Genomic DNA, 21,810 nt, shown 5'->3' on the forward strand with positions numbered 1-21,810 from the left:
CTCAATAATCAGCAATTAAAAAGCCGTTAGCGCTTTTGAATCGACAAAATCACCGGCTAAAATAGAATGAATCCTCATTATTCATAAGAAAACCGTATGGAAAATTATCAAATCGACAATCTGGACCGCGGCATCCTCGACGCGTTAATGGCCAATGCGCGCACCGCTTATGCCGAACTGGCCAAACAATTTGGCGTCAGCCCCGGCACGATTCATGTGCGTGTAGAGAAAATGAAGCAGGCGGGGATCATTACCGGCGCGCGAATTGATGTCAGCCCAAAGCAGTTGGGCTACGACGTTTGCTGCTTTATCGGCATCATTTTGAAAAGCGCAAAAGATTACCCGTCCGCGCTGGCAAAACTTGAAAGCCTGGAAGAGGTAACGGAGGCGTATTACACCACCGGTCACTACAGCATCTTTATTAAGGTGATGTGCCGCTCGATCGATGCGCTCCAGCAGGTACTTATCAACAAGATCCAAACAATTGATGAGATTCAGTCCACGGAAACACTGATCTCCCTGCAAAACCCGATTATGCGTACGATCCGCCCTTAACCGGGCGTTTTCATCCCCTCTTAATACCCGCATTGTCCACAGGTAGATCCCAGCCCATTCACAGCGTACAATGCGTCTCACTTTGTCGCCGAAGGGCGAGTAAAACGGAGCGGGATTTCATGGCAGACATTACTCTTATTAGCGGCAGCACCCTTGGTGGCGCGGAATATGTGGCGGAACATCTGGCAGAAAAGCTGGAAGACGCAGGTTTTAGCACCGAGACATTGCATGGCCCGCTATTAGACGATCTGACGCCGCAGGGCATCTGGCTGGTTATCAGTTCCACCCACGGTGCGGGCGATCTGCCTGAGAATTTGCAACCGCTTCTTGATGATCTGAATGAGCAAAAACCCGATCTGTCGCAGGTGCGCTTCGGCGCCATCGGTATTGGCAGTCGCGAATATGACACTTTTTGTCAGGCGATTGAAAAACTGGAGGCTTCATTAATAGCAAATGGCGCTAAACAGATCGGTGAAACACTGAAGATCAACATTCTCGAACACGATATTCCGGAGGATCCGGCAGAAGAATGGTTGGGATCCTGGAAAAATTTACTCAATAACGATTAAAGATCGCGCGATCAGATGTGGATAACTATGCTTAAAAGGCCTTATTAACCGGTAGTTATCCAATGAATAACCCTTGTTCAGTTTTTGAGTTGTGTATAACTAGCCATTCTGCTCCCAGCTTATACTGTTCAGGATCACCGATCATTCACAGCTAATGATCCTGCCTAATGAATTGATCTTAAAGCGATGATCCGGGTTATCCACAAGACATCGCGATCCTAATAAGAGATCACAATAGAACAGATCTCTCTAAATAAAGATCTTCTTTTTAATACCCAGGGATCCGATCCTTTCTCACTGGACTAAAGTTGAGTAGAATCCACGGCCCGGGCTTCAATCCCATTTCTAACCGCTTAGGCGAGGCATACCACCATGTTTTATCCGGATCCTTTTGACGTCATCATCATTGGCGGGGGTCATGCAGGCACTGAGGCCGCAATGGCCGCAGCGCGTATGGGTCAACAGACTCTGCTTTTGACACACAATATCGACACGCTGGGGCAGATGAGTTGCAACCCGGCGATCGGCGGTATTGGGAAGGGACACCTGGTAAAAGAAGTGGATGCGCTTGGCGGGCTGATGGCGAAAGCGATCGATCAGGCTGGCATCCAGTTTAGGATACTAAACGCGAGCAAAGGCCCGGCCGTTAGGGCAACCCGTGCACAAGCGGATCGCGTGCTTTACCGCCAGGCGGTGCGTACCGCGCTGGAGAACCAACCGAATCTGATGATCTTCCAGCAGGCGGTTGAAGATCTGATTGTCGAAAACGATCGTGTTGTCGGTGCCGTGACCCAGATGGGGCTTAAATTCCGCGCCAAAGCGGTGGTGTTGACCGTTGGGACATTCCTTGACGGCAAGATCCATATCGGTCTGGATAACTACAGCGGTGGCCGCGCAGGCGATCCGCCGTCGATTCCGCTGTCACGCCGTCTGCGTGAACTGCCGTTGCGTGTCAGCCGCCTGAAAACCGGTACGCCGCCGCGTATTGACGCGCGCACTATCGATTTTAGTGTCCTGGCGCAGCAGCATGGCGATAACCCGATGCCGGTGTTTTCGTTAATGGGCAATGCCGCTCAGCATCCGCGTCAGGTGCCGTGCTATGTCACGCACACCAACGAAAAAACCCATGACGTAATTCGTAATAACCTCGATCGCAGCCCGATGTATGCCGGGGTGATCGAAGGGATCGGCCCGCGTTACTGCCCGTCGATCGAAGACAAAGTGATGCGCTTTGCCGATCGTAATCAACACCAGATCTTCCTCGAGCCGGAAGGCCTGACATCCAACGAAATTTATCCGAATGGTATCTCCACCAGCCTGCCGTTCGATGTGCAAATGCAAATTGTCCGTTCCATGCAGGGAATGGAAAACGCGAAAATCGTTCGTCCTGGCTATGCCATTGAGTACGATTTCTTCGATCCGCGTGACCTGAAACCGACGCTGGAAAGCAAATACATTCATGGGCTGTTCTTCGCGGGCCAAATCAACGGCACCACCGGCTATGAAGAAGCCGCGGCGCAAGGTTTGCTGGCCGGTTTGAACGCCGCACGCAGCGCTGCCGACAAAGAGGGCTGGGCGCCGCGTCGCGATCAGGCTTACCTGGGCGTACTGGTGGACGATCTCTGCACGCTGGGTACCAAAGAACCGTACCGCATGTTCACTTCCCGTGCGGAATACCGCCTGATGCTGCGCGAAGACAACGCCGATCTGCGTTTGACCGAAGCCGGTCGTGAACTGGGTCTGGTGGATGATGAGCGTTGGGCGCGCTTCAACGAGAAGCTGGAGACCATTGAGCGTGAACGCCAGCGCCTGAAATCCCAGTGGGTTTCCCCTGCTTCCGAACATGCACCTAACGTGAATGCGCACCTGACCGCGCCGCTGTCGCGTGAAGCCAGCGGTGAAGATCTGCTGCGGCGCCCGGAAATGACCTACGAGCAGCTGGTACAGCTGACGCCGTTCGCACCGGGACTGGAAGATAAGCAGGCTGCTGAGCAAGTGGAAATCCAGGTGAAGTACGAGGGTTACATCGCGCGTCAGCAGGATGAAATTGAAAAACAGCAGCGCAACGAAAATACGCTTCTGCCTGCGTCACTGGATTATCGCCAGGTGAATGGTCTGTCCAACGAAGTGATCGCCAAACTCAACGATCACAAACCGTCGTCCATTGGTCAGGCATCGCGTATCTCCGGGATCACACCGGCGGCTATCTCCATTCTGCTGGTGTGGCTGAAAAAACAGGGTATGCTGCGCCGCAGCGCTTAATGCTTTGCCATTGCCCGGTTGCGCTTACCGGGCCTACTGAACTTCGTAAAGCGGGTAAGTGTGCGCTACCCGCCATTTAGTATTTCAACAGGTATTCACTGTGCTCAATAAACTCTCTCGTCTGCTGGATGAAGCCGGCATTTCGCTGTCCGATCTTCAGCAACAACAGCTAGTGGCTTACGTCGAACTGCTCCACAAATGGAACAAAGCGTACAACCTGACGTCGGTACGCGATCCGAACGAGATGCTGATCCGCCATATCCTCGACAGCATTGTGGTTGCGCCTTACCTGCAAGGGACACGTTTTATCGATGTGGGTACCGGGCCGGGTTTGCCTGGCATTCCGTTGTCTATCGTTCGCCCTGAATCTCACTTCACGTTGCTCGACAGCCTCGGAAAACGCGTGCGCTTTTTACGCCAGGTACAACACGAGTTGAAATTGAGCAATATCGAGCCGATTCAGAGCCGTGTAGAAGATTTTCCAGCCGAACCGCCATTCGATGGTGTGATCAGCCGTGCCTTTGCCTCGCTGAACGATATGGTGAACTGGTGCCACCACTTGCCGGGCGAAGAGGGCCGTTTCTACGCGCTGAAGGGCTTGGTACCTGATGATGAAATTGCGCTGTTACCTGCTCATTTAGCCGTTGAAGCCGTTATTAAGCTTGATGTTCCTCACCTCGACGGTGAACGTCATTTGGTCATCGTTAAAGCAAATAAAATTTAATAATTATCAAAAAATGTTGAATTCGTGCTGTTGCTTGATTGTTAAAAAACGAGACTAAAATCAATGATACTTCTGGTTACATTTAACAATCTATTTACCAGGATTTTTCTGACATTTAACGATGATAATTTTATTAACGGATAAAATAATCAACCGCGAAAATATCAGTCCGCTAAAAATCGGCAAACAGAACCAAATTGAGATGTAAAATAATTATTAAAAATGTCAACGGAAGGTTTTCGTTGTAGAGGTGGGTGTTTTAAAAAGAGTTGTGATAAATCATCTTAAATATCAGAAAGATGAAAAGTATCAAATTCCCGACGTGATTAATCAGGCAGACGCATAAATGTTTATTTTGTGACCGAGTGCACGCTTTGCCGCCACGTTTTTCGCGTTATTTGTACTTTTGCTCGAAGGTTCACAGTTTCGCCAAAAGTTTAAAAATAGCCCTCGTGAAAAATATTTAAACATTTATTCACCTTTTCGCTACTTATAGTTTGAAATCACGAGGCCGCACCGTATAATTTGACCGCTTTTTGATGCTTGACTCGCGGCCCTAAAGAACGTTTTATACGACACGCGGCATACCTCTAAGGGAGCAGGAGTTAAGAAACGTCATGTCTGTGTCGCTTGATAGTCGCAACGTTGCTCGCAGGCTTCTGCTTATTCAGTTTCTGGCAGTAATGGCAAGTGGATTGCTGTTTAGCCTCAAAGACCCCTTCTGGGGCATTTCCGCCGTGTGCGGAGGTATGGCAGTCTTATTGCCGAATATGTTGTTTATGATTTTTGCCTGGCGTCATCAGGCGCATACACCTGCTATAGGCCGCGTGGCCTGGACCTTCGCCTTCGGTGAAGCACTCAAGGTGTTGTTGACATTCGTGTTACTGATGGTGGCGCTGGCGGTTTTTAAGGTGGCTTTTTTGCCGCTGATAGTCACGTGGGTTTCGGTGCTGGTCGTTCAAATACTGGCGCCTGCTGTAATTAACAACAAAGGGTAAGAGGCATCATGTCTGCAGGAGAAATCTCAACACCGCAGGAGTACATCGGTCACCATCTGAATAACCTTCAGATTGACTTACGTACCTTCTCGCTGGTGGATCCGCATAACCCCCCGGCCACTTTCTGGACGCTGAATATCGACTCCATGTTTTTCTCAGTGGTACTGGGTCTGTTGTTCCTGGTGATGTTCCGTAGCGTAGCGAAGAAAGCGACCAGCGGCGTCCCGGGGAAATTCCAGACGGCGATCGAGCTGGTGATTGGTTTTGTTCATGGTAGCGTCAAAGACATGTACCACGGCAAAAGCAAGCTTATCGCGCCACTGGCCCTGACGATTTTCGTCTGGGTATTCCTGATGAACCTGATGGATTTGCTGCCTATCGACCTGCTGCCGTACATCGGTGAGCATGTTCTGGGTCTGCCTGCGCTGCGTGTTGTACCGTCTGCTGACGTTAACATTACGCTGTCGATGGCGCTGGGCGTATTTATCCTGATTCTGTTCTACAGCATCAAAATGAAGGGTATTGGCGGTTTCGCTAAAGAGCTGACTCTCCAGCCGTTCAACCATCCGGTATTTATTCCGGTAAACCTTATCCTTGAGGGCGTGAGCCTGCTGTCCAAACCGGTTTCTCTCGGTCTGCGACTGTTCGGCAACATGTACGCGGGTGAGTTGATTTTCATTCTGATCGCGGGTCTTCTGCCGTGGTGGTCACAGTGGATTCTGAATGTGCCATGGGCCATTTTCCACATCCTGATCATTACGCTGCAAGCCTTTATCTTCATGGTTCTGACGATTGTCTATCTGTCGATGGCGTCCGAAGAGCATTGATTTTTAACAACACTACTACGTTTTAACTGAAACAAACTGGAGACTGTCATGGAAAACCTGAATATGGATCTGCTGTACTTGGCTGCCGCTGTGATGATGGGTCTGGCGGCAATCGGTGCTGCGATCGGTATCGGCATCCTCGGGGGTAAATTCCTGGAAGGCGCAGCACGTCAGCCGGATCTGATTCCTCTGCTGCGTACTCAGTTCTTTATCGTTATGGGTCTGGTGGATGCTATCCCGATGATCGCTGTGGGTCTGGGTCTGTACGTGATGTTTGCTGTCGCGTAGTAAGGGTTGCTTTTCAAGCAATTGTTTAGAACGTTAACCAGATAAGAGGCATTGTGCTGTGAATCTAAACGCAACAATCCTCGGCCAGGCCATCGCGTTTGTCCTGTTCGTTCTGTTCTGCATGAAGTATGTATGGCCGCCGTTAATGGCTGCCATCGAAAAACGTCAGAAAGAAATTGCTGACGGTCTCGCTTCCGCAGAACGCGCTAAAAAGGACCTGGATCTTGCGCAGGCCAATGCGACCGACCAGCTGAAAAAAGCGAAAGCTGAAGCTCAGGTAATCATCGAACAGGCGAACAAACGCCGTGCTCAGATCCTGGACGAAGCGAAGACTGAAGCCGAGCAGGAACGTAACAAAATCGTGGCGCAGGCGCAGGCGGAAATTGACGCCGAACGTAAACGCGCTCGCGAAGAGCTGCGTAAGCAAGTGGCTCTGCTGGCTGTTGCCGGTGCCGAGAAGATCATCGAGCGTTCCGTGGATGAAGCTGCTAACAGCGACATCGTGAATAAACTGGTCGCTGAACTGTAAGGAGGGAGGGGCTGATGTCTGAATTTGTAACGGTAGCTCGCCCCTACGCCAAAGCAGCTTTTGACTTTGCCGTCGAAACCCAGAGTGTTGATCGCTGGCAGGATATGCTGGCGTTTGCCGCCGAGGTGACGAAAAACGAACATATGGCAGAGCTTCTCTCCGGTGCACTGGCGCCGGAAACGCTCTCTGAATCGTTTATCGCCGTATGTGGTGAGCAACTGGACGAAAAAGGCCAAAACCTGATTCGTGTGATGGCCGAAAACGGTCGTCTTAAGGTGCTCCCTGATGTTCTCGAGCAGTTTATTCAATTGCGGGCGGCCAGCGAAGCTATCGCCGAAGTCGAAGTGACTTCCGCCACCGCACTGAGTGAAGAACAGCTTGCGAAAATCAGCACAGCGATGGAAAAACGTCTGTCACGCAAAGTGAAGCTGAATTGCAATATCGATAAGTCTGTAATGGCAGGCGTAATCATCCGTGCGGGTGATATGGTCATTGATGGCAGCGTACGCGGCCGTCTTGAACGCCTTGCAGACGTCTTGCAGTCTTAAGGGGACTGGAGCATGCAACTGAATTCCACCGAAATCAGCGAACTGATCAAGCAGCGCATTGCTCAGTTCAGTGTTGTGAGTGAAGCTCACAACGAAGGTACTATTGTTTCTGTAAGCGACGGTGTTATCCGCATTCACGGCCTGGCCGATTGTATGCAAGGCGAGATGATTTCTCTGCCGGGTAACCGTTACGCTATCGCACTGAACCTGGAGCGCGACTCCGTAGGTGCAGTTGTGATGGGTCCGTATGCTGACCTCGCCGAAGGCATGAAGGTTAAGTGTACTGGCCGTATTCTTGAAGTTCCGGTTGGCCGTGGCCTGCTGGGTCGCGTGGTGAACACCCTGGGTGCGCCGATCGACGGTAAAGGTCCGGTTGATAACGACGGCTTCTCGCCGATCGAAGTTATCGCGCCGGGCGTTATCGATCGTCAATCCGTCGATCAGCCGGTTCAGACCGGTTATAAATCTGTTGACGCCATGATCCCAATCGGTCGTGGTCAGCGTGAACTGATCATCGGCGACCGTCAGACCGGTAAAACCGCGATGGCAATCGACGCCATCATCAACCAGCGTGACTCCGGCATCAAATGTGTGTACGTGGCTATCGGCCAGAAAGCGTCCACCATTGCCAACGTGGTTCGCAAACTGGAAGAGCACGGCGCGCTGTCCAACACGATCGTTGTTGTGGCGACCGCGTCTGAATCCGCTGCACTGCAATACCTGGCGCCATATGCCGGTTGCGCAATGGGCGAATACTTCCGTGACCGCGGTGAAGATGCGCTGATCGTTTACGATGATCTGTCCAAACAGGCTGTTGCTTACCGTCAGGTTTCCCTGCTGCTCCGTCGTCCGCCAGGACGTGAAGCATTCCCGGGCGACGTATTTTACCTCCACTCCCGTCTGCTGGAGCGCGCATCCCGCGTAAACGCGGAATACGTTGAGAACTTCACCAAAGGTGAAGTGAAAGGTAAAACCGGCTCCCTGACCGCGCTGCCGATTATCGAAACTCAGGCGGGTGACGTTTCTGCGTTCGTTCCGACCAACGTAATTTCTATTACCGATGGTCAGATCTTCCTGGAAACCAACCTGTTCAACTCCGGTATTCGTCCGGCGGTTAACCCGGGTATCTCCGTATCCCGTGTGGGTGGTGCAGCTCAGACCAAGATCATCAAGAAACTGTCCGGTGGTATCCGTACCGCGCTGGCACAGTATCGTGAACTGGCAGCGTTCTCTCAGTTCGCTTCCGATCTGGATGAAGCAACCCGTAAACAGCTGAGCCATGGTCAGAAAGTGACCGAGCTGCTGAAGCAGAAACAGTATGCCCCAATGTCTGTTGCACAGCAGGGTCTGGTGCTGTTCGCGGCTGAACGCGGTTACCTCGAAGATGTGGAACTGGCGAAAATCGGTAGCTTCGAAGCCGCTCTGCTGGCGTACGTCGACCGTGATCACGCTCCGCTGATGCAAGAAATCAACCAGTCCGGTGGCTATAACGACGAAATCGAAGGCAAGCTGAAAGGCATCCTCGATTCCTTCAAAGCAACCCAGTCCTGGTAACGTCTGGCGGCTTGTCTTAGGGCAGGCCGCAAGGCATTGAGGAGAAGCTCATGGCCGGCGCAAAAGAGATACGTAGTAAGATCGCAAGCGTCCAGAACACGCAAAAGATCACTAAAGCGATGGAGATGGTCGCCGCTTCCAAAATGCGTAAATCGCAGGATCGCATGGCGTCCAGCCGTCCTTATGCAGATACCATGCGCAAAGTGATTGGTCACCTTGCGAACGGTAATCTGGAATATAAGCACCCCTATCTGGAAGAACGCGACGTTAAGCGCGTGGGCTACCTGGTGGTGTCGACCGACCGTGGTCTGTGTGGTGGCTTGAACATTAACTTGTTCAAAAAACTGCTGGCGGATATGAAAGCATGGTCCGATAAAGGCGTTCAGAGCGAACTCGCAATGATCGGCTCTAAAGGCGTGTCTTTCTTTAATTCTGTTGGTGGCAACGTTGTCGCTCAGGTGACCGGTATGGGTGATAACCCGTCCCTGTCCGAATTGATCGGCCCGGTAAAAGTCATGCTGCAGGCTTACGACGAAGGTCGTTTGGACAAGCTTTATATTGTTAGCAACAAATTTATCAACACCATGTCTCAGGTTCCGACCATCACTCAGCTGCTGCCGTTACCGGCTGCAGAAGATGAAGAGTTGAAGCGTAAATCCTGGGATTATCTGTATGAGCCTGACCCGAAAGCGTTGCTGGATACTCTCCTGCGTCGCTATGTTGAGTCTCAGGTTTATCAGGGTGTTGTTGAAAACCTGGCCAGCGAGCAGGCCGCACGTATGGTGGCGATGAAAGCCGCGACCGACAATGGCGGCAGCCTGATTAAAGAGCTGCAGTTGGTTTACAACAAAGCTCGTCAGGCCAGCATTACTCAGGAACTCACCGAGATCGTCGGTGGTGCATCCGCGGTATAACCAGGTTAATTCGTAGAGGATTCATGATGGCTACTGGAAAAATTGTCCAGGTAATCGGCGCCGTGGTTGACGTCGAATTCCCTCAGGATGCCGTACCGCGCGTGTACGATGCTCTTGAGGTTAAGAATAGTAACGAGACGCTGGTGCTGGAAGTTCAGCAGCAGCTCGGCGGCGGTATCGTGCGTACCATCGCTATGGGTTCTTCCGACGGTCTGCGTCGTGGTCTGGAAGTGACTGACCTCGAACACCCGATCGAAGTCCCGGTAGGTAAAGCAACACTGGGTCGTATCATGAACGTGCTCGGTCAGCCGATCGACATGAAAGGCGACATCGGTGAAGAAGAGCGTTGGGCTATCCACCGCGCAGCACCTTCCTACGAAGAGCTGTCCAGCTCTCAGGAACTGCTGGAAACCGGCATCAAAGTTATCGACCTGATGTGTCCGTTCGCGAAGGGCGGTAAAGTCGGTCTGTTCGGTGGTGCGGGTGTAGGTAAAACCGTAAACATGATGGAGCTGATCCGTAACATCGCGATCGAGCACTCTGGTTACTCTGTGTTTGCGGGCGTGGGTGAACGTACTCGTGAGGGTAACGACTTCTACCACGAAATGACCGACTCCAACGTTCTGGACAAAGTATCCCTGGTGTATGGCCAGATGAACGAGCCGCCGGGAAACCGTCTGCGCGTTGCGCTGACCGGCCTGACCATGGCTGAGAAGTTCCGTGATGAAGGTCGTGACGTTCTGCTGTTCGTTGACAACATCTACCGTTATACCCTCGCCGGTACTGAAGTATCCGCACTGCTGGGCCGTATGCCTTCAGCGGTAGGCTACCAGCCTACGCTGGCGGAAGAGATGGGTGTTCTGCAGGAACGTATCACCTCGACCAAAACCGGTTCTATCACCTCCGTTCAGGCGGTATACGTACCTGCGGATGACTTAACTGACCCGTCTCCGGCAACCACCTTTGCGCACCTTGACGCAACCGTGGTACTGAGCCGTCAGATCGCGTCCCTGGGTATCTACCCGGCCGTTGACCCGCTGGATTCCACCAGCCGTCAGCTGGATCCGCTGGTTGTTGGTCAGGAGCACTACGACACCGCGCGTGGCGTACAGTCTCTGCTGCAACGTTACCAGGAACTGAAAGACATCATCGCCATTCTGGGTATGGATGAACTGTCTGAAGAAGACAAACTGGTGGTCGCGCGCGCTCGTAAGATCCAGCGCTTCCTGTCCCAGCCGTTCTTCGTTGCGGAAGTATTCACCGGTTCTCCGGGTAAATACGTTTCCCTGAAAGACACCATCCGTGGCTTTAAAGGCATCATGGAAGGCGAATATGATCACCTGCCAGAGCAGGCGTTCTACATGGTCGGTTCCATCGACGAAGCCGTGGAAAAAGCCAAAAAACTTTAACGCCTTAATCGGAGGGTGATATGGCAATGACTTACCACCTGGACGTCGTCAGCGCAGAGCAACAAATGTTCTCTGGTCTGGTCGAGAAAATCCAGGTAACGGGCAGTGAAGGTGAACTGGGTGTTTTCCCGGGTCACGCACCGCTGCTCACCGCCATTAAGCCTGGTATGATCCGCATCGTAAAACAGTTCGGTCATGAAGAGTTTATCTACCTGTCCGGCGGCATTCTCGAAGTGCAGCCTGGCAGTGTGACCGTTCTGGCTGATACCGCTATTCGTGGTCAGGATCTCGACGAAGCGCGAGCCCTGGAATCGAAGCGTAAAGCAGAAGAGCACATTCAAAGCTCTCACGGTGACGTGGATTACGCTCAGGCGTCTGCGGAGCTGGCGAAAGCCATCGCGAAACTGCGTGTTATCGAGTTGACGAAAAAAGCGATGTAACACCGGCTTGAACGTTAAAAAGCCAGTCTGGTTTCCAGGCTGGCTTTTTTTATGGCTGCGTTCCAGGAAAAATGAAACTGAAAATGCGTTTTAATATTTTGTGATGTAGTTCACAAAAATATTGATCGGTCAAAAAATGAGGCGTAGACTCCGTTTTTGTGAAGTTCATCACAGAAATTAACTCCAGAAAAACAGGACACCCCCCTATGAAACTGATCAATAAAATCATCGCCATCTTCAGCAACATGACCATCTCTTTTGGTAGCTTCAACTAAATTGCTGATTTGCCGCGTGGCGCTGCGCTTACCGTCGTGTGATAAGCGAGCGCCATCTGGCTAGCGGTTCAAACCTGCCAAAACCGTACCTTCTTCTAATTCCTTCCCTTCGCTGTTAACGCTCTTGCCTTGAGCAATAAAATAATTCGTCTTATCAATATTCCCGATCACCGCATCGTCATAACGACCCGGTTTACTGCGCACGGATTTATTGCCCGTAAACACACCCTGCGTGGATGCATCTCCATACGGGCTTGGGCGAAAAATAAAGTTAAATCGTTGGTTATCCACGGCAATATTGTTCTCAACCACCAGCTTGCCAGGGTTGAAGTTGTCGGTGAAACCGTCCAGTTGGTTACCGATCGCTTTACTGTTACGTATCTGATGAGCAACGGGTTGCCCTTCTCCACCCAGCTTAAAACCGTTGCTGGTATTGTTGCTGGCAATAGAATTCTCGATCACCACAACGCCATTAGCCCCGTCTTCAATCTTATTAAACAAGTCAAAACCGTCATCGATATTGTCGTGCGCATAACAACGCTCAAGCCGGTTGCCTTCCCCGACGCGCATTTTCACCGCAAAACCATCAGCGTTGATTTTGCCAGCATCTTCATTGCCCCAGGATTCCGAGTCGACTACACGGTTGTCGCTGGCCCATAGCGCGCGGCCAATTTTCTCCGGCGAAGAAATTTGAATACCAGTATCGTCATTGCGCCAGGCAATGACGTTTTCGATCAGGTTATGGCTACCCTGCACGCGCAGACTCTTATCGGTAACTTCGATGCCTTTGATATGCCAGTAACTGGCATCAAGCAGTAAGCCGTGAATAACCGCTTTGCCATCGGCTTGCAGGGTTTTGCGGTTGTTTTGTAGGCCGCTGGCGGTGAGAGGAATCTCGGTATACGCATAATCGCCTGCTTGCAGGATGATTTTGCCGCCTGGAGGCAGCAAACGAATGGCGGTGGGTAAATCTACTGGCGATGCGGCGGTTCCGGCCCCCTCGGCGTTTCCTTGTGGCGAAACCATTAATGTCGAGGCGGTGATTGCGGAAATCTTCTCAACCTTTATCTGCTGATTTATCGTCGCGCCGCCGCTGGTGGGAATAAATGTCAGCGCGAAAGTTGCGCTTTGCGTAAGCGTTGTAGGGACGGCATACATCTCGCCAGCTTTGACCGGTTTTTCATTACCGATCACCACTTCATCTTGCCGAACGCTGAACATGCCGTCATCGTTCGCGCGCGCCTGAAAGGTGTATTGTTCACTGCTGCTCTGCGCGGGAGACGCCATTTGCACCAGCACGGGTAATGGCTCGGCCTGCCAGGGTTTTGACGCAACAGTGTGCGCCACCGACGTGGTTAGCGAGGCATCGGTGACGGTGATTTTTGCATTTCGCGACGCGAAGAACCCGACGTAGTAATGGTCGTTATTCTGTACCGAGATAAGATCCGCGCGCGGAACGCTGTGGCTAACCCATTGATCACTTCCCGCAGGCGCCCACGCGCTGATAAAACCGTCGTCGGTTCGTGTAAGCCTTAAGCGAAAAGTCGGCGTCTGGCGAAGATCCACCTCCTCCTGATAGCTCTTTTTCACGATTGCCGCGCCCGCGTTACCCCACGGCTGGCTGATCCCTTCCCGGCTGATGGCCTGCATCTTTACGCGAAAGTTATCCTTTTTATCCTGCGTCATGATGGCGTTCATCACCATATTCGACGCGGCGGGAAACTCTTCGTAACCTGCTTTTAGCGGCTGCTGGCGCGGGGGACCAAGCACATCGCGCACCAACAGGCCTGCGCCCTCTTGCGCGGCGGGTTTTGCGCCGTTTTCCGGGCCGAATTGCTCAACAGTGATAGTGGCCTGTAAGACAAAATTTTTATCGTGCGGAAGCGTGGTATAGAAAAAGGTCAGGCCATCATGGGAGTTAGCGATTTTTCCGCCGCGGCTTTCGAGAGTAATCGGCTTTGAAAGATCGACTTCATCCGCAGGCGTCAGTTTTTTGCCGTCGATGGTAACATCATTGACACCAATCTTTTCCGGCAGCACGTTGGACGAGAAATTGACGTCGGTAGATTGCCCAAACGCAATGGCTTTCCAGACTGCGGCCGGTTCAGCCAGTGTCGAGGTGGAGATAAGCGAACTGCACACAGCAAGAGCCAGAGGTATTTTATAATTCATTTTATTCTCCTGATTAATAATTGCCGGTCATTATCATCAAGATGAAACACTGTTTCTTTTTTGTAGCTCACACTCTTTAATGACTAAAACAGTGTTTTGTTTTTAAGCGATCTTTATTCAGGAAGAAAAAAAACGCCTAACTCATTGTATGTATGAGCCGCAGGCTAAAATGACGCTACTTTTCAGCGGCAAACTGATTTACTCTGCCCGCAAAACTACCGTCAAATGGGCTGTAACAGGGGATGTTGAGCATTTCACCAGCAGTCCATTTCATGCTACAAAATATGTAGTATTTTCAAAATGAAAGAGGTTAACTTCTTTCCCAAATGATAGTCAGGACGCTTATGTTGAACGCAAATTTGAGTGTGGTGATCCTTGCTGCTGGCAAAGGCACACGCATGTATTCCGATCTGCCCAAAGTGCTGCATACCCTTGCAGGAAAATCGATGGTTCAGCATGTCATTGATGCCGCTAATAATCTTGGTGCCGATCACGTTCATCTGGTTTATGGTCACGGCGGCGAACTGCTCAAACAGCGCCTTACTGACGATAAACTCAACTGGGTGCTGCAAGCTGAACAACTCGGCACCGGTCACGCCATGCAACAGGCCGCGCCATTTTTCGCAGACGACGAAGACATTTTAATGCTCTATGGCGATGTCCCGCTGATCTCAGTCGAGACCCTCCAGCGCCTGCGCGATGCGAAACCGCAGGGCGGCATTGGCCTTCTCACCGTTAAACTCGACGATCCCACCGGTTATGGTCGCATCACGCGCGAAAATGGCGTGGTGACGGGTATTGTCGAACAGAAAGATGCCAGCGAAGCCGAGCGCCTGATTAATGAGATCAATACCGGCATTTTGGTCGCCAATGGCGGCGATCTGAAACGCTGGCTCAGCAAACTCACCAATAATAATGCCCAGGGTGAATACTACATCACGGACATCATCAGCCTGGCGTATCAAGAAGGACGTGAAATCACCGCCGTGCATCCGCAGCGCTTAAGCGAAGTGGAAGGGGTTAACAACCGCCTGCAACTGTCACGTCTTGAACGCGCTTATCAGTCTGAGCACGCTGAAAAATTGCTGCTGGCTGGCGTTATGCTGCGCGATCCTGCTCGTTTCGATCTGCGCGGTACGCTGACCCACGGGCGAGATGTGGAGATCGATGCTAACGTAATTATCGAAGGCAACGTCAAACTCGGCGATCGCGTGAAGATTGGCGCGGGTTGCATCCTGAAAAATACCGTGATTGGTGACGATTGTGAAATCAGCCCGTACAGCGTGGTAGAAGATGCGCGCCTGGACGCCGATTGCACCGTCGGGCCGTTCGCGCGTTTGCGCCCCGGCGCAGAGCTGCTGGCTGGCGCGCACGTGGGCAACTTCGTTGAAATGAAAAAAGCGCGTCTGGGTAAAGGCTCCAAAGCCGGTCATCTGACTTACCTGGGCGATGCGGAAATCGGCGACAACGTAAATGTCGGCGCAGGTGTGATTACGTGCAATTACGATGGCGCAAACAAATTTAAAACCATCATCGGCGATGATGTTTTCGTTGGCTCCGATACGCAATTGGTGGCGCCGGTTACTGTGGCAAAAGGCGCAACTATCGCCGCCGGTACCACTGTTACGCGCGATGTCGCTGAAAATGAACTGGTGTTAAGCCGTGTACCGCAGGTTAACAAACAGGGCTGGCAGCGTCCGGTGAAGAAAAAGTAATTCGATGTAGGCCGGATAAGCGTAGCGCCATCCGGCAATCAAAGCGCCATTCAGTAACAATTTAGGGATGAGAGGAAAGATAATTCCTCCGCCCGCAAAGCAGTACCTATAAAAATAACCCCACTCTCTACAAGGCTCGGGGCGTCCGATATTCGGACACTTACACGAAATAATTCGTGTTGCAGGAAAGCTAACGCACCTGCGGCGCGAAGAATGAAGTGTAAACAGGTTGGTGACAACACATGGCATAACGCCAAAATCGGAATCAAAAATATGTGTGGAATTGTAGGCGCAGTCGCGCAGCGTGATGTAGCAGAAATTCTTCTCGAAGGTTTACGTCGTCTCGAATACCGCGGATATGACTCTGCCGGTCTGGCCGTCGTCGACAGCGAAGGTCGCATGACCCGTCTGCGCCGCCTCGGCAAAGTGCAGATGCTTTCTCAGGCGGCGGAAGACCACCCGCTGCATGGCGGCACCGGTATCGCGCACACGCGTTGGGCAACGCACGGCGAACCGTCAGAAGGAAACGCGCATCCGCATGTTTCTGAACATATCGTCGTTGTCCACAACGGCATCATTGAAAACCATGAACCGCTGCGCGAAGAGTTAAAAGCGCGCGGCTATGTGTTCGTCTCTGAAACAGACACTGAAGTTATCGCGCACCTGGTGCACTGGGAGCTGGAACAGGGCGGTACGCTGCGTGAAGCGGTACTGCGTGCTATTCCGCAATTACGTGGCGCTTACGGCACCGTGATTATGGATACCCGCGATCCCGGCACGCTGCTGGCTGCGCGCTCCGGTAGCCCGCTGGTTATCGGTCTTGGTATGGGCGAAAACTTTATCGCCTCCGATCAGCTGGCGTTACTGCCGGTTACTCGCCGCTTTATCTTCCTTGAAGAAGGGGATATCGCCGAAGTGACCCGCCGTAGCGTCACGGTGTTTGATAAATCTGGCGCCCAGGTTAAACGCCCGGACATCGAATCCAATCTGCAATACGACGCCGGTGATAAAGGTATTTATCGCCACTACATGCAGAAAGAGATCTACGAGCAGCCGAACGCCATCAAAAATACCCTGACCGGTCGTATTAGCCACGGCGAAGTGGATCTCAGCGAATTGGGGCCGAACGCCAATGAAATGCTGTCGAAAGTCGAGCATATTCAAATCGTGGCCTGCGGGACCTCTTACAACTCCGGTATGGTTTCCCGTTACTGGTTTGAAGCGCTGGCTGGTGTGCCGTGTGATGTGGAAATCGCCTCTGAATTCCGCTATCGCAAATCCGCTGTGCGTCGCAACAGCCTGATGATCACGCTGTCGCAATCCGGTGAAACGGCAGATACGCTGGCGGCTCTGCGCTTGTCAAAAGAGCTGGGTTACCTGGGATCGCTGGCGATTTGTAACGTGCCGGGTTCCTCGCTGGTGCGTGAATCCGATCTGGCGATGATGACCAATGCCGGTACCGAAATCGGTGTCGCCTCGACCAAAGCGTTTACCACACAGTTAACCGTGTTGCTGATGCTGGTGGCGAAACTGAGCCGCCTGAAAGGTCTGGACGCGGCTATCGAACATGACATCGTGCAGGGTTTGCAGGCGCTGCCAAGCCGTATCGAGCAGATGCTGTCACAGGATAAACGCATTGAAGCGCTGGCAGAGGACTTCTCTGACAAGCATCACGCGCTGTTCCTCGGTCGCGGCGATCAGTATCCGATTGCGCTGGAAGGCGCGCTGAAACTGAAAGAGATCTCCTATATCCACGCTGAAGCCTACGCGGCCGGTGAGCTGAAACATGGCCCGCTGGCGCTGATCGATGCGGATATGCCGGTTATCGTTGTTGCGCCAAACAACGAACTGCTGGAAAAACTGAAATCGAACATTGAAGAAGTCCGCGCCCGTGGCGGCGTGCTGTATGTCTTCGCCGATCAGGATGCCGGTTTCACCAGCAGCGACAATATGCACATCATCGAGATGCCGCATGTAGAAGAAGTCATTGCACCTATTTTTTACACCGTGCCGCTGCAACTGCTGGCTTACCACGTTGCGCTGATCAAAGGCACCGACGTTGACCAGCCGCGTAACCTGGCGAAATCGGTGACCGTGGAATAAGTTTTCACTGGCACGATAACGCTTAAAACGTAGCCCACAAAAATCCGGTAATACCTTCAACAGGTGTACCGGATTTTTTTATGCCCCCGCCCAAATGCCTTGCACGGCTCAGTTCAATACCTGATGGTTCGCCGGTTTTCCGCCCCTGATAATTCCCCCATCGCCCCTTATATCCGTTAAAGGGGGCACGCAAAGGGGAGACATCATGGATGTTGATCAACTGGTAAATAGACTCTCCAGCCTGGCGCACCAGGCGGGGGACGCCATTAACGACAAGATGAGCGGCAACGATTTGAACAATCCCGAAGCGATGCTTCAGGCGCAATTTGCCGTGCAACAGTACTCCACGTTTATCAATTACGAGAGTGCGATGATCAAAACCATAAAGGACATGCTCAGTGGAATCATTGCCAAAATCTGACGGCCTCAGCGACGCAGAACGCCGCCTGTTGCTGGAAGTCATGTTCGCCGGGCTTAACCACAATTTGCGCGCTCAGGTGCAGGCCATGCTGCCAGCGCTGCCGTGTATTGTCCCGGATCAAAAATTACAGGCGCTGTGTCTGGCTTTACTGCTGGCAGGGCTCAATGAGCCGCGAAAAGCAGGCCAAATCCTAGAGCGGGTTGATCTTCCCGAAGCGAAAGCATTGCGCCCCTTTTTCCCGTACCCAAGGGGAGGAACCCAGCAATGAACATCATCAATCATCGATCACTCCCCATCGACCGGATGCTGACAGTGCCTGATGAACCCCCAACGCAACAGCAAGCGGATCGCTTCTCTGCGCTTTTACAGGCTGATTTGCCGTCTGGCGCAGTATCTCCACAAGAGATGCTCACCCGGCAACTTAACACGGTGGGATTAACGGTGGGGGTCGATCTCTGCGCCAAGCTGACGGGCTCCGTATCGCAATCGATCAATAAGCTGGTGAACATGACATGAAGTGGATACGCAGAATGTGCCTGGCCTGCCTGGTGATGTTGCTCACGGCATGCCGTGTGGGGCTTTATCACTCGCTGCAAGAGGAGGAAGCCAATCAGATGCTGGCCATCCTGATGCAGCACCATATCGATGCGGATAAACAGCAGGAAGAAGGCGGCGTGACGTTAAACGTCGAGCAATCCCAGTTTATCAATGCCGAAGAGTTACTCAGGCTTAACGGCTTTCCACGGCGGAAATTCATCACGGCCGACACCATGTTTCCGCCCAATCAACTGGTGGTATCGCCACTGGAGGAACAGCAGAAAATCAGCTTTTTGAAAGAACAGCGCATCGCCGGAATGCTCAGCCAGATGGATGGCGTCGTCAATGCCACCGTCACGATTGCGCTGCTGCCGACAGACGGCGAAAGCAGCGCCAGCCCAACGTCCGTTGCGGTGTTTATCAAATATTCACCGCAGGTGAACTTAGAGGCGTTTCGCACGAACATTAAGGAATTGATTGAAAAATCGATTCCAGGGCTTGAGTACAGCCAAATCAGTATTCTGATGCAACCAGCTGAATTAAGGATGCTGGCCGATTTGACCGATCTTCAAAGCCTCACAACGCCGGGTGTCATGAACACGGATAACAGGAAGGTGATGCAATGGCTAACCCGATACTCTCGTTGGTTAACGTTAATGCTGTTGTGTCTGGTGAGCCTGACGGCTCTGCTGACGTTCCACCACTGGCGCAAACACCGGCACTAACCCGGCCGAACCCGCGCGTGCTGCAACTCTATCGGTATATGTGGCAGCCCGCGCGTTATGCATCGCGGGAATGGCTGCACCTGTTGGGCTTTCATCCGCCTGATGGCTGGCATTATGGAGACAATCCGGCGCGGGATCGCGCCCTTGACCAGGCCTTGCGCGCCCGCTTGAAGCCGGTTGCCATTACTGGTTGTTTGAATGACCGGCAGCAGCGGCTGGCTAGCCTGGCGCCTCGTATGGTGACGTATGCGCTGGGGCTGGGATTAATGCCCCTCGCTTGCAGTGATTACTTTATGTTGCCTGATTACCGGCAAGCACTGCTCAAGTGGTTCACTGACGATGAAATCTGGCGTTTGTACGGCTGGCTTGGGCACACAAGCAACACGCGGCTCTCTGTGCAGGCAATGTCAACGACAGCAATAAACATCGGCACCCTGGCTTTACACCGGGCGGCGCGACACAACCCGGTTTTACACGCGTTGTTAATCCTGTTGCCGCCACCCCAACGGGCGCTTTGGCCGAAGGTGCCTCAAACCGCGCTCATGTTTCTGGAGTCTTTACTATGAGCCTTTCCACCTTACCGCTGCTTGAGCTTGAGACAAACCAGCGGCTTCCCCAGCAAAACGTCATTGAAGCGCAGTGGTTACAGTCGCAAATCCACCTTGCCCTCGAAAAAGAGCAGGATGAAAAACAGTCCCGCAGCATACTCAACGCAGCCCGGCGAAAGGCGGAGAAAATCGTGCGTGACAGCGCGTATTCGCAGCTTAAACAGCAGAAAAAATGGGAAGCGGAAAACGCCATCCTGCGCCGAAATATGCTGGAACAAATGGAGTCGGAGTGGCTGGCAAAGCACGTAAAGCGTTTATGCGAGGAAGAAACGCAGCATCAGCAATGCGTTGATCAGGCGGCAGAGTTCATTCTGAACAGCGTCGAACAAGTATTGAGCGCATGGTTCGATCAACAACCGATCGACAGCACCTTATGCCACCGTCTGGCGAAACAGGCGCAGTCGATGGCGCAGGAAGGGGCGCTTCGATTACGCATCCATCCTCAGCACCTGGCACTGATGCGTGAACACTTTGGCGATCGGTTCACACTGGTTGAAGACCCGGATTTCGCCCCGGACAGGGCCGAACTCGCCTCAATGCACTATTCCGTGGAATTTTCACTCAGCGAGCACTTCTGGCAGTTATTGGCCTGGCTTCGCAAAGGTGATGACACAGGAGGCAAGAATGAATGCCAATCTTAATGAGGTAAACGCGATCTCTTTTCCTGAGCCCTCTTCCAGCCAGAATACCGGGCAGGAAGAGGCTATTTCTCCCGCCATGCTGGCGATGGAGGTATTGCAGGAAACGGCGGGTTCAGCCATTTACGAAACGCTGGAAGAGATGGGAATGGCGCTCAGTGGCAAGCTGTGGGAGCAGAAAAAGCAACCTGGCGTTGAGACGTCGCAACGCAGGCAGCAAGCGTTACTGCGGCTGGTTAAGCAAATGCAGGAAAACACAAGCCTGGTGCTCGGCCTTTCTGCGATGAAAAGCAGCGATTGCCCCGAGCTTGAAAGGGCGCAGCAGATCATCGTTATCGCGCTGGCGCTTGCGGCGGGTGGGGTGTCAGGAGAGAAAAAACGCGCCCTGCAAGCGCGATTAGATGCGCTCACGACGCAGGAGGGATGGGAACTCGCCGTGTGTAGTTTGCTGGAGCTAAATACAGTTGATTCGGCGATGCTGGCATCGTTAAAACGCCTTATGCAGCAGGCCATTGATGAGGATGAGATGCCGTTGTCGCAGTGGTTCAAGCGCGTGGCAAGCTGGCCCGACCGCCGCGAGCGAGTGCGCATTTTGCTGCGCGCCATGGCGTTTGAACTGAGCGTCTGTGTCGATGCCTCACAGCAACAGCGCCTGGCTGCAGTGCTGGTACGTCTGCGCCGTTTGTTGTTGTTTCTGGGGCTGGAAAAAGAGTGCCAGCGCGAGGAGCGGATTTGCCAACTCGCGCCGGGCACCGTGTTGCCGTTGTTGCTCGATATCATTGGCGAGCGCTGGCTTTTTCGCGACAGGTTGCTTAGCAGGCTGACCGCGATCGTCGCTTCACCGCGCATGCTTAACCGGCTTCTCCAGCAACTGGATGCGCTCTTTACTTGGTTACCCGATCGCTGTTTTAACGATGACGATCAGCGTGAGCAAATCCTCGAAACCGTGCGGGAAGTGAAAGGGGTTCAGGTTTTCCCCTGATGCCACAATCCCCTCCG

General features: G+C 52.6%; 23 protein-coding genes. 22 read left to right on the plus strand and 1 reads right to left on the minus strand.

Annotated elements, in window-relative coordinates; all coding sequences use genetic code 11:
* The first annotated feature begins 96 nt into the window (after positions 1–96).
* From asnC to AAEY27_RS22135, 13 genes are all read left to right on the plus strand, one after another.
* Positions 97–555: a transcriptional regulator AsnC gene (asnC, locus tag AAEY27_RS22075; RefSeq protein WP_007369362.1), complete on the plus strand. Its 459-nt coding sequence runs from the start codon at positions 97–99 to the stop codon at positions 553–555.
* A gap of 119 nt (positions 556–674) precedes the next feature.
* The gene (gene mioC / locus AAEY27_RS22080; protein ID WP_342322881.1) at positions 675–1,124 is read left to right on the plus strand and encodes an FMN-binding protein MioC; all 450 of its coding nucleotides are present in this window, start codon (positions 675–677) and stop codon (positions 1,122–1,124) included.
* 372 nt (positions 1,125–1,496) lie between these two features.
* Entirely contained in the window at positions 1,497–3,386 is a 1,890-nt protein-coding gene (gene mnmG / locus AAEY27_RS22085) for a tRNA uridine-5-carboxymethylaminomethyl(34) synthesis enzyme MnmG (RefSeq protein ID WP_342322882.1), read from the plus strand.
* Positions 3,387–3,486: 100 nt separating this feature from the next.
* The gene (rsmG, locus tag AAEY27_RS22090) at positions 3,487–4,110 is read left to right on the plus strand and encodes a 16S rRNA (guanine(527)-N(7))-methyltransferase RsmG (RefSeq protein ID WP_342322883.1); all 624 of its coding nucleotides are present in this window, start codon (positions 3,487–3,489) and stop codon (positions 4,108–4,110) included.
* 617 nt (positions 4,111–4,727) lie between these two features.
* Positions 4,728–5,108, plus strand: coding sequence for a F0F1 ATP synthase subunit I (gene atpI / locus AAEY27_RS22095; protein ID WP_342322884.1), 381 nt, complete (start codon positions 4,728–4,730; stop codon positions 5,106–5,108).
* Positions 5,109–5,116: 8 nt separating this feature from the next.
* Positions 5,117–5,935, plus strand: a complete 819-nt coding sequence (gene atpB, locus AAEY27_RS22100; RefSeq protein ID WP_342322885.1) for a F0F1 ATP synthase subunit A — start codon at positions 5,117–5,119, stop codon at positions 5,933–5,935.
* 48 nt (positions 5,936–5,983) lie between these two features.
* A complete protein-coding gene (gene atpE, locus AAEY27_RS22105) occupies positions 5,984–6,223 on the plus strand; it encodes a F0F1 ATP synthase subunit C (protein ID WP_007369368.1) in 240 nt (79 codons plus the stop codon).
* A gap of 58 nt (positions 6,224–6,281) precedes the next feature.
* The gene (atpF, locus tag AAEY27_RS22110) at positions 6,282–6,752 is read left to right on the plus strand and encodes a F0F1 ATP synthase subunit B (RefSeq protein ID WP_342322886.1); all 471 of its coding nucleotides are present in this window, start codon (positions 6,282–6,284) and stop codon (positions 6,750–6,752) included.
* Positions 6,753–6,766: 14 nt separating this feature from the next.
* On the plus strand, positions 6,767–7,300 hold the full coding sequence (gene atpH, locus AAEY27_RS22115; protein ID WP_342322887.1) for a F0F1 ATP synthase subunit delta: 534 nt from the start codon (positions 6,767–6,769) through the stop codon (positions 7,298–7,300).
* Between the two features lie 12 nt (positions 7,301–7,312).
* Positions 7,313–8,854, plus strand: a complete 1,542-nt coding sequence (gene atpA, locus AAEY27_RS22120) for a F0F1 ATP synthase subunit alpha (protein ID WP_312211633.1) — start codon at positions 7,313–7,315, stop codon at positions 8,852–8,854.
* Positions 8,855–8,904: 50 nt separating this feature from the next.
* A complete protein-coding gene (gene atpG, locus AAEY27_RS22125) occupies positions 8,905–9,768 on the plus strand; it encodes a F0F1 ATP synthase subunit gamma (protein WP_017458047.1) in 864 nt (287 codons plus the stop codon).
* A gap of 26 nt (positions 9,769–9,794) precedes the next feature.
* Complete coding sequence (gene atpD, locus AAEY27_RS22130; RefSeq protein ID WP_342322888.1) at positions 9,795–11,177, plus strand: F0F1 ATP synthase subunit beta; 1,383 nt, start codon at positions 9,795–9,797, stop codon at positions 11,175–11,177.
* Positions 11,178–11,197: 20 nt separating this feature from the next.
* Entirely contained in the window at positions 11,198–11,617 is a 420-nt protein-coding gene (locus tag AAEY27_RS22135) for a F0F1 ATP synthase subunit epsilon (protein WP_342322889.1), read from the plus strand.
* Positions 11,618–11,952: 335 nt separating this feature from the next.
* Here the strand turns inward: AAEY27_RS22135 and AAEY27_RS22140 are convergent, their stop codons facing one another.
* Positions 11,953–14,064, minus strand: a complete 2,112-nt coding sequence (locus AAEY27_RS22140; RefSeq protein ID WP_342322890.1) for a right-handed parallel beta-helix repeat-containing protein — start codon at positions 14,062–14,064, stop codon at positions 11,953–11,955.
* 344 nt (positions 14,065–14,408) lie between these two features.
* Between AAEY27_RS22140 and glmU the strand changes: the two genes are divergently transcribed.
* The 9 genes from glmU (at position 14,409) to AAEY27_RS22185 (ending at position 21,793) form a co-directional block, all read left to right on the plus strand.
* Positions 14,409–15,779, plus strand: coding sequence for a bifunctional UDP-N-acetylglucosamine diphosphorylase/glucosamine-1-phosphate N-acetyltransferase GlmU (gene glmU / locus AAEY27_RS22145; protein ID WP_342322891.1), 1,371 nt, complete (start codon positions 14,409–14,411; stop codon positions 15,777–15,779).
* A 273-nt stretch (positions 15,780–16,052) separates the two neighbouring features.
* Positions 16,053–17,882 (plus strand): glutamine--fructose-6-phosphate transaminase (isomerizing), encoded by a 1,830-nt coding sequence (gene glmS / locus AAEY27_RS22150; protein WP_342322892.1) that lies wholly within the window; start codon positions 16,053–16,055, stop codon positions 17,880–17,882.
* A gap of 205 nt (positions 17,883–18,087) precedes the next feature.
* On the plus strand, positions 18,088–18,303 hold the full coding sequence (gene sctF / locus AAEY27_RS22155) for a type III secretion system needle filament subunit SctF (RefSeq protein ID WP_342322893.1): 216 nt from the start codon (positions 18,088–18,090) through the stop codon (positions 18,301–18,303).
* Positions 18,281–18,571 carry an EscG/YscG/SsaH family type III secretion system needle protein co-chaperone gene (locus AAEY27_RS22160; RefSeq protein WP_342322894.1) on the plus strand — a complete coding sequence of 97 codons (291 nt, stop codon included), beginning with the start codon at positions 18,281–18,283 and terminating at the stop codon, positions 18,569–18,571. The genes sctF and AAEY27_RS22160 overlap by 23 nt, the downstream gene beginning before the upstream one ends.
* On the plus strand, positions 18,568–18,819 hold the full coding sequence (gene sctI, locus AAEY27_RS22165; RefSeq protein ID WP_342322895.1) for a type III secretion system inner rod subunit SctI: 252 nt from the start codon (positions 18,568–18,570) through the stop codon (positions 18,817–18,819). The genes AAEY27_RS22160 and sctI overlap by 4 nt, the downstream gene beginning before the upstream one ends.
* Positions 18,816–19,565: an EscJ/YscJ/HrcJ family type III secretion inner membrane ring protein SsaJ gene (gene ssaJ, locus AAEY27_RS22170; protein ID WP_342322896.1), complete on the plus strand. Its 750-nt coding sequence runs from the start codon at positions 18,816–18,818 to the stop codon at positions 19,563–19,565. The genes sctI and ssaJ overlap by 4 nt, the downstream gene beginning before the upstream one ends.
* A 17-nt stretch (positions 19,566–19,582) precedes the next feature.
* Complete coding sequence (locus tag AAEY27_RS22175) at positions 19,583–20,131, plus strand: type III secretion system domain-containing protein (RefSeq protein ID WP_342322897.1); 549 nt, start codon at positions 19,583–19,585, stop codon at positions 20,129–20,131.
* Entirely contained in the window at positions 20,128–20,814 is a 687-nt protein-coding gene (gene sctL, locus AAEY27_RS22180; protein ID WP_342322898.1) for a type III secretion system stator protein SctL, read from the plus strand. The genes AAEY27_RS22175 and sctL overlap by 4 nt, the downstream gene beginning before the upstream one ends.
* The gene (locus tag AAEY27_RS22185) at positions 20,798–21,793 is read left to right on the plus strand and encodes a SepL/TyeA/HrpJ family type III secretion system protein (RefSeq protein ID WP_342322899.1); all 996 of its coding nucleotides are present in this window, start codon (positions 20,798–20,800) and stop codon (positions 21,791–21,793) included. Before sctL ends, AAEY27_RS22185 begins: the two co-directional genes overlap by 17 nt.
* Positions 21,794–21,810 lie beyond the last annotated feature (17 nt).

Origin of the sequence: Kosakonia sp. BYX6 (assembly GCF_038449125.1) — a bacterium.
In the GTDB taxonomy this organism is placed as follows: Bacteria; Pseudomonadota; Gammaproteobacteria; order Enterobacterales; family Enterobacteriaceae; genus Kosakonia; species Kosakonia calanthes.

Bases quoted from the DNA above. Each gene is read 5' to 3' on its own strand.
- asnC (WP_007369362.1), top strand. From the start codon at position 97: ATGGAAAATTATCAAATCGACAATCTGGACCGCGGCATCCTCGACGCG.
- mioC (WP_342322881.1), top strand. From the start codon at position 675: ATGGCAGACATTACTCTTATTAGCGGCAGCACCCTTGGTGGCGCGGAA.
- mnmG (WP_342322882.1), top strand. From the start codon at position 1,497: ATGTTTTATCCGGATCCTTTTGACGTCATCATCATTGGCGGGGGTCAT.
- atpI (WP_342322884.1), top strand. From the start codon at position 4,728: ATGTCTGTGTCGCTTGATAGTCGCAACGTTGCTCGCAGGCTTCTGCTT.
- atpB (WP_342322885.1), top strand. From the start codon at position 5,117: ATGTCTGCAGGAGAAATCTCAACACCGCAGGAGTACATCGGTCACCAT.
- atpE (WP_007369368.1), top strand. From the start codon at position 5,984: ATGGAAAACCTGAATATGGATCTGCTGTACTTGGCTGCCGCTGTGATG.
- atpH (WP_342322887.1), top strand. From the start codon at position 6,767: ATGTCTGAATTTGTAACGGTAGCTCGCCCCTACGCCAAAGCAGCTTTT.
- atpA (WP_312211633.1), top strand. From the start codon at position 7,313: ATGCAACTGAATTCCACCGAAATCAGCGAACTGATCAAGCAGCGCATT.
- atpG (WP_017458047.1), top strand. From the start codon at position 8,905: ATGGCCGGCGCAAAAGAGATACGTAGTAAGATCGCAAGCGTCCAGAAC.
- atpD (WP_342322888.1), top strand. From the start codon at position 9,795: ATGGCTACTGGAAAAATTGTCCAGGTAATCGGCGCCGTGGTTGACGTC.
- AAEY27_RS22135 (WP_342322889.1), top strand. From the start codon at position 11,198: ATGGCAATGACTTACCACCTGGACGTCGTCAGCGCAGAGCAACAAATG.
- AAEY27_RS22140 (WP_342322890.1), bottom strand. From the start codon at position 14,064: ATGAATTATAAAATACCTCTGGCTCTTGCTGTGTGCAGTTCGCTTATC.
- glmU (WP_342322891.1), top strand. From the start codon at position 14,409: ATGTTGAACGCAAATTTGAGTGTGGTGATCCTTGCTGCTGGCAAAGGC.
- glmS (WP_342322892.1), top strand. From the start codon at position 16,053: ATGTGTGGAATTGTAGGCGCAGTCGCGCAGCGTGATGTAGCAGAAATT.
- sctF (WP_342322893.1), top strand. From the start codon at position 18,088: ATGGATGTTGATCAACTGGTAAATAGACTCTCCAGCCTGGCGCACCAG.
- sctI (WP_342322895.1), top strand. From the start codon at position 18,568: ATGAACATCATCAATCATCGATCACTCCCCATCGACCGGATGCTGACA.
- ssaJ (WP_342322896.1), top strand. From the start codon at position 18,816: ATGAAGTGGATACGCAGAATGTGCCTGGCCTGCCTGGTGATGTTGCTC.
- sctL (WP_342322898.1), top strand. From the start codon at position 20,128: ATGAGCCTTTCCACCTTACCGCTGCTTGAGCTTGAGACAAACCAGCGG.
- AAEY27_RS22185 (WP_342322899.1), top strand. From the start codon at position 20,798: ATGAATGCCAATCTTAATGAGGTAAACGCGATCTCTTTTCCTGAGCCC.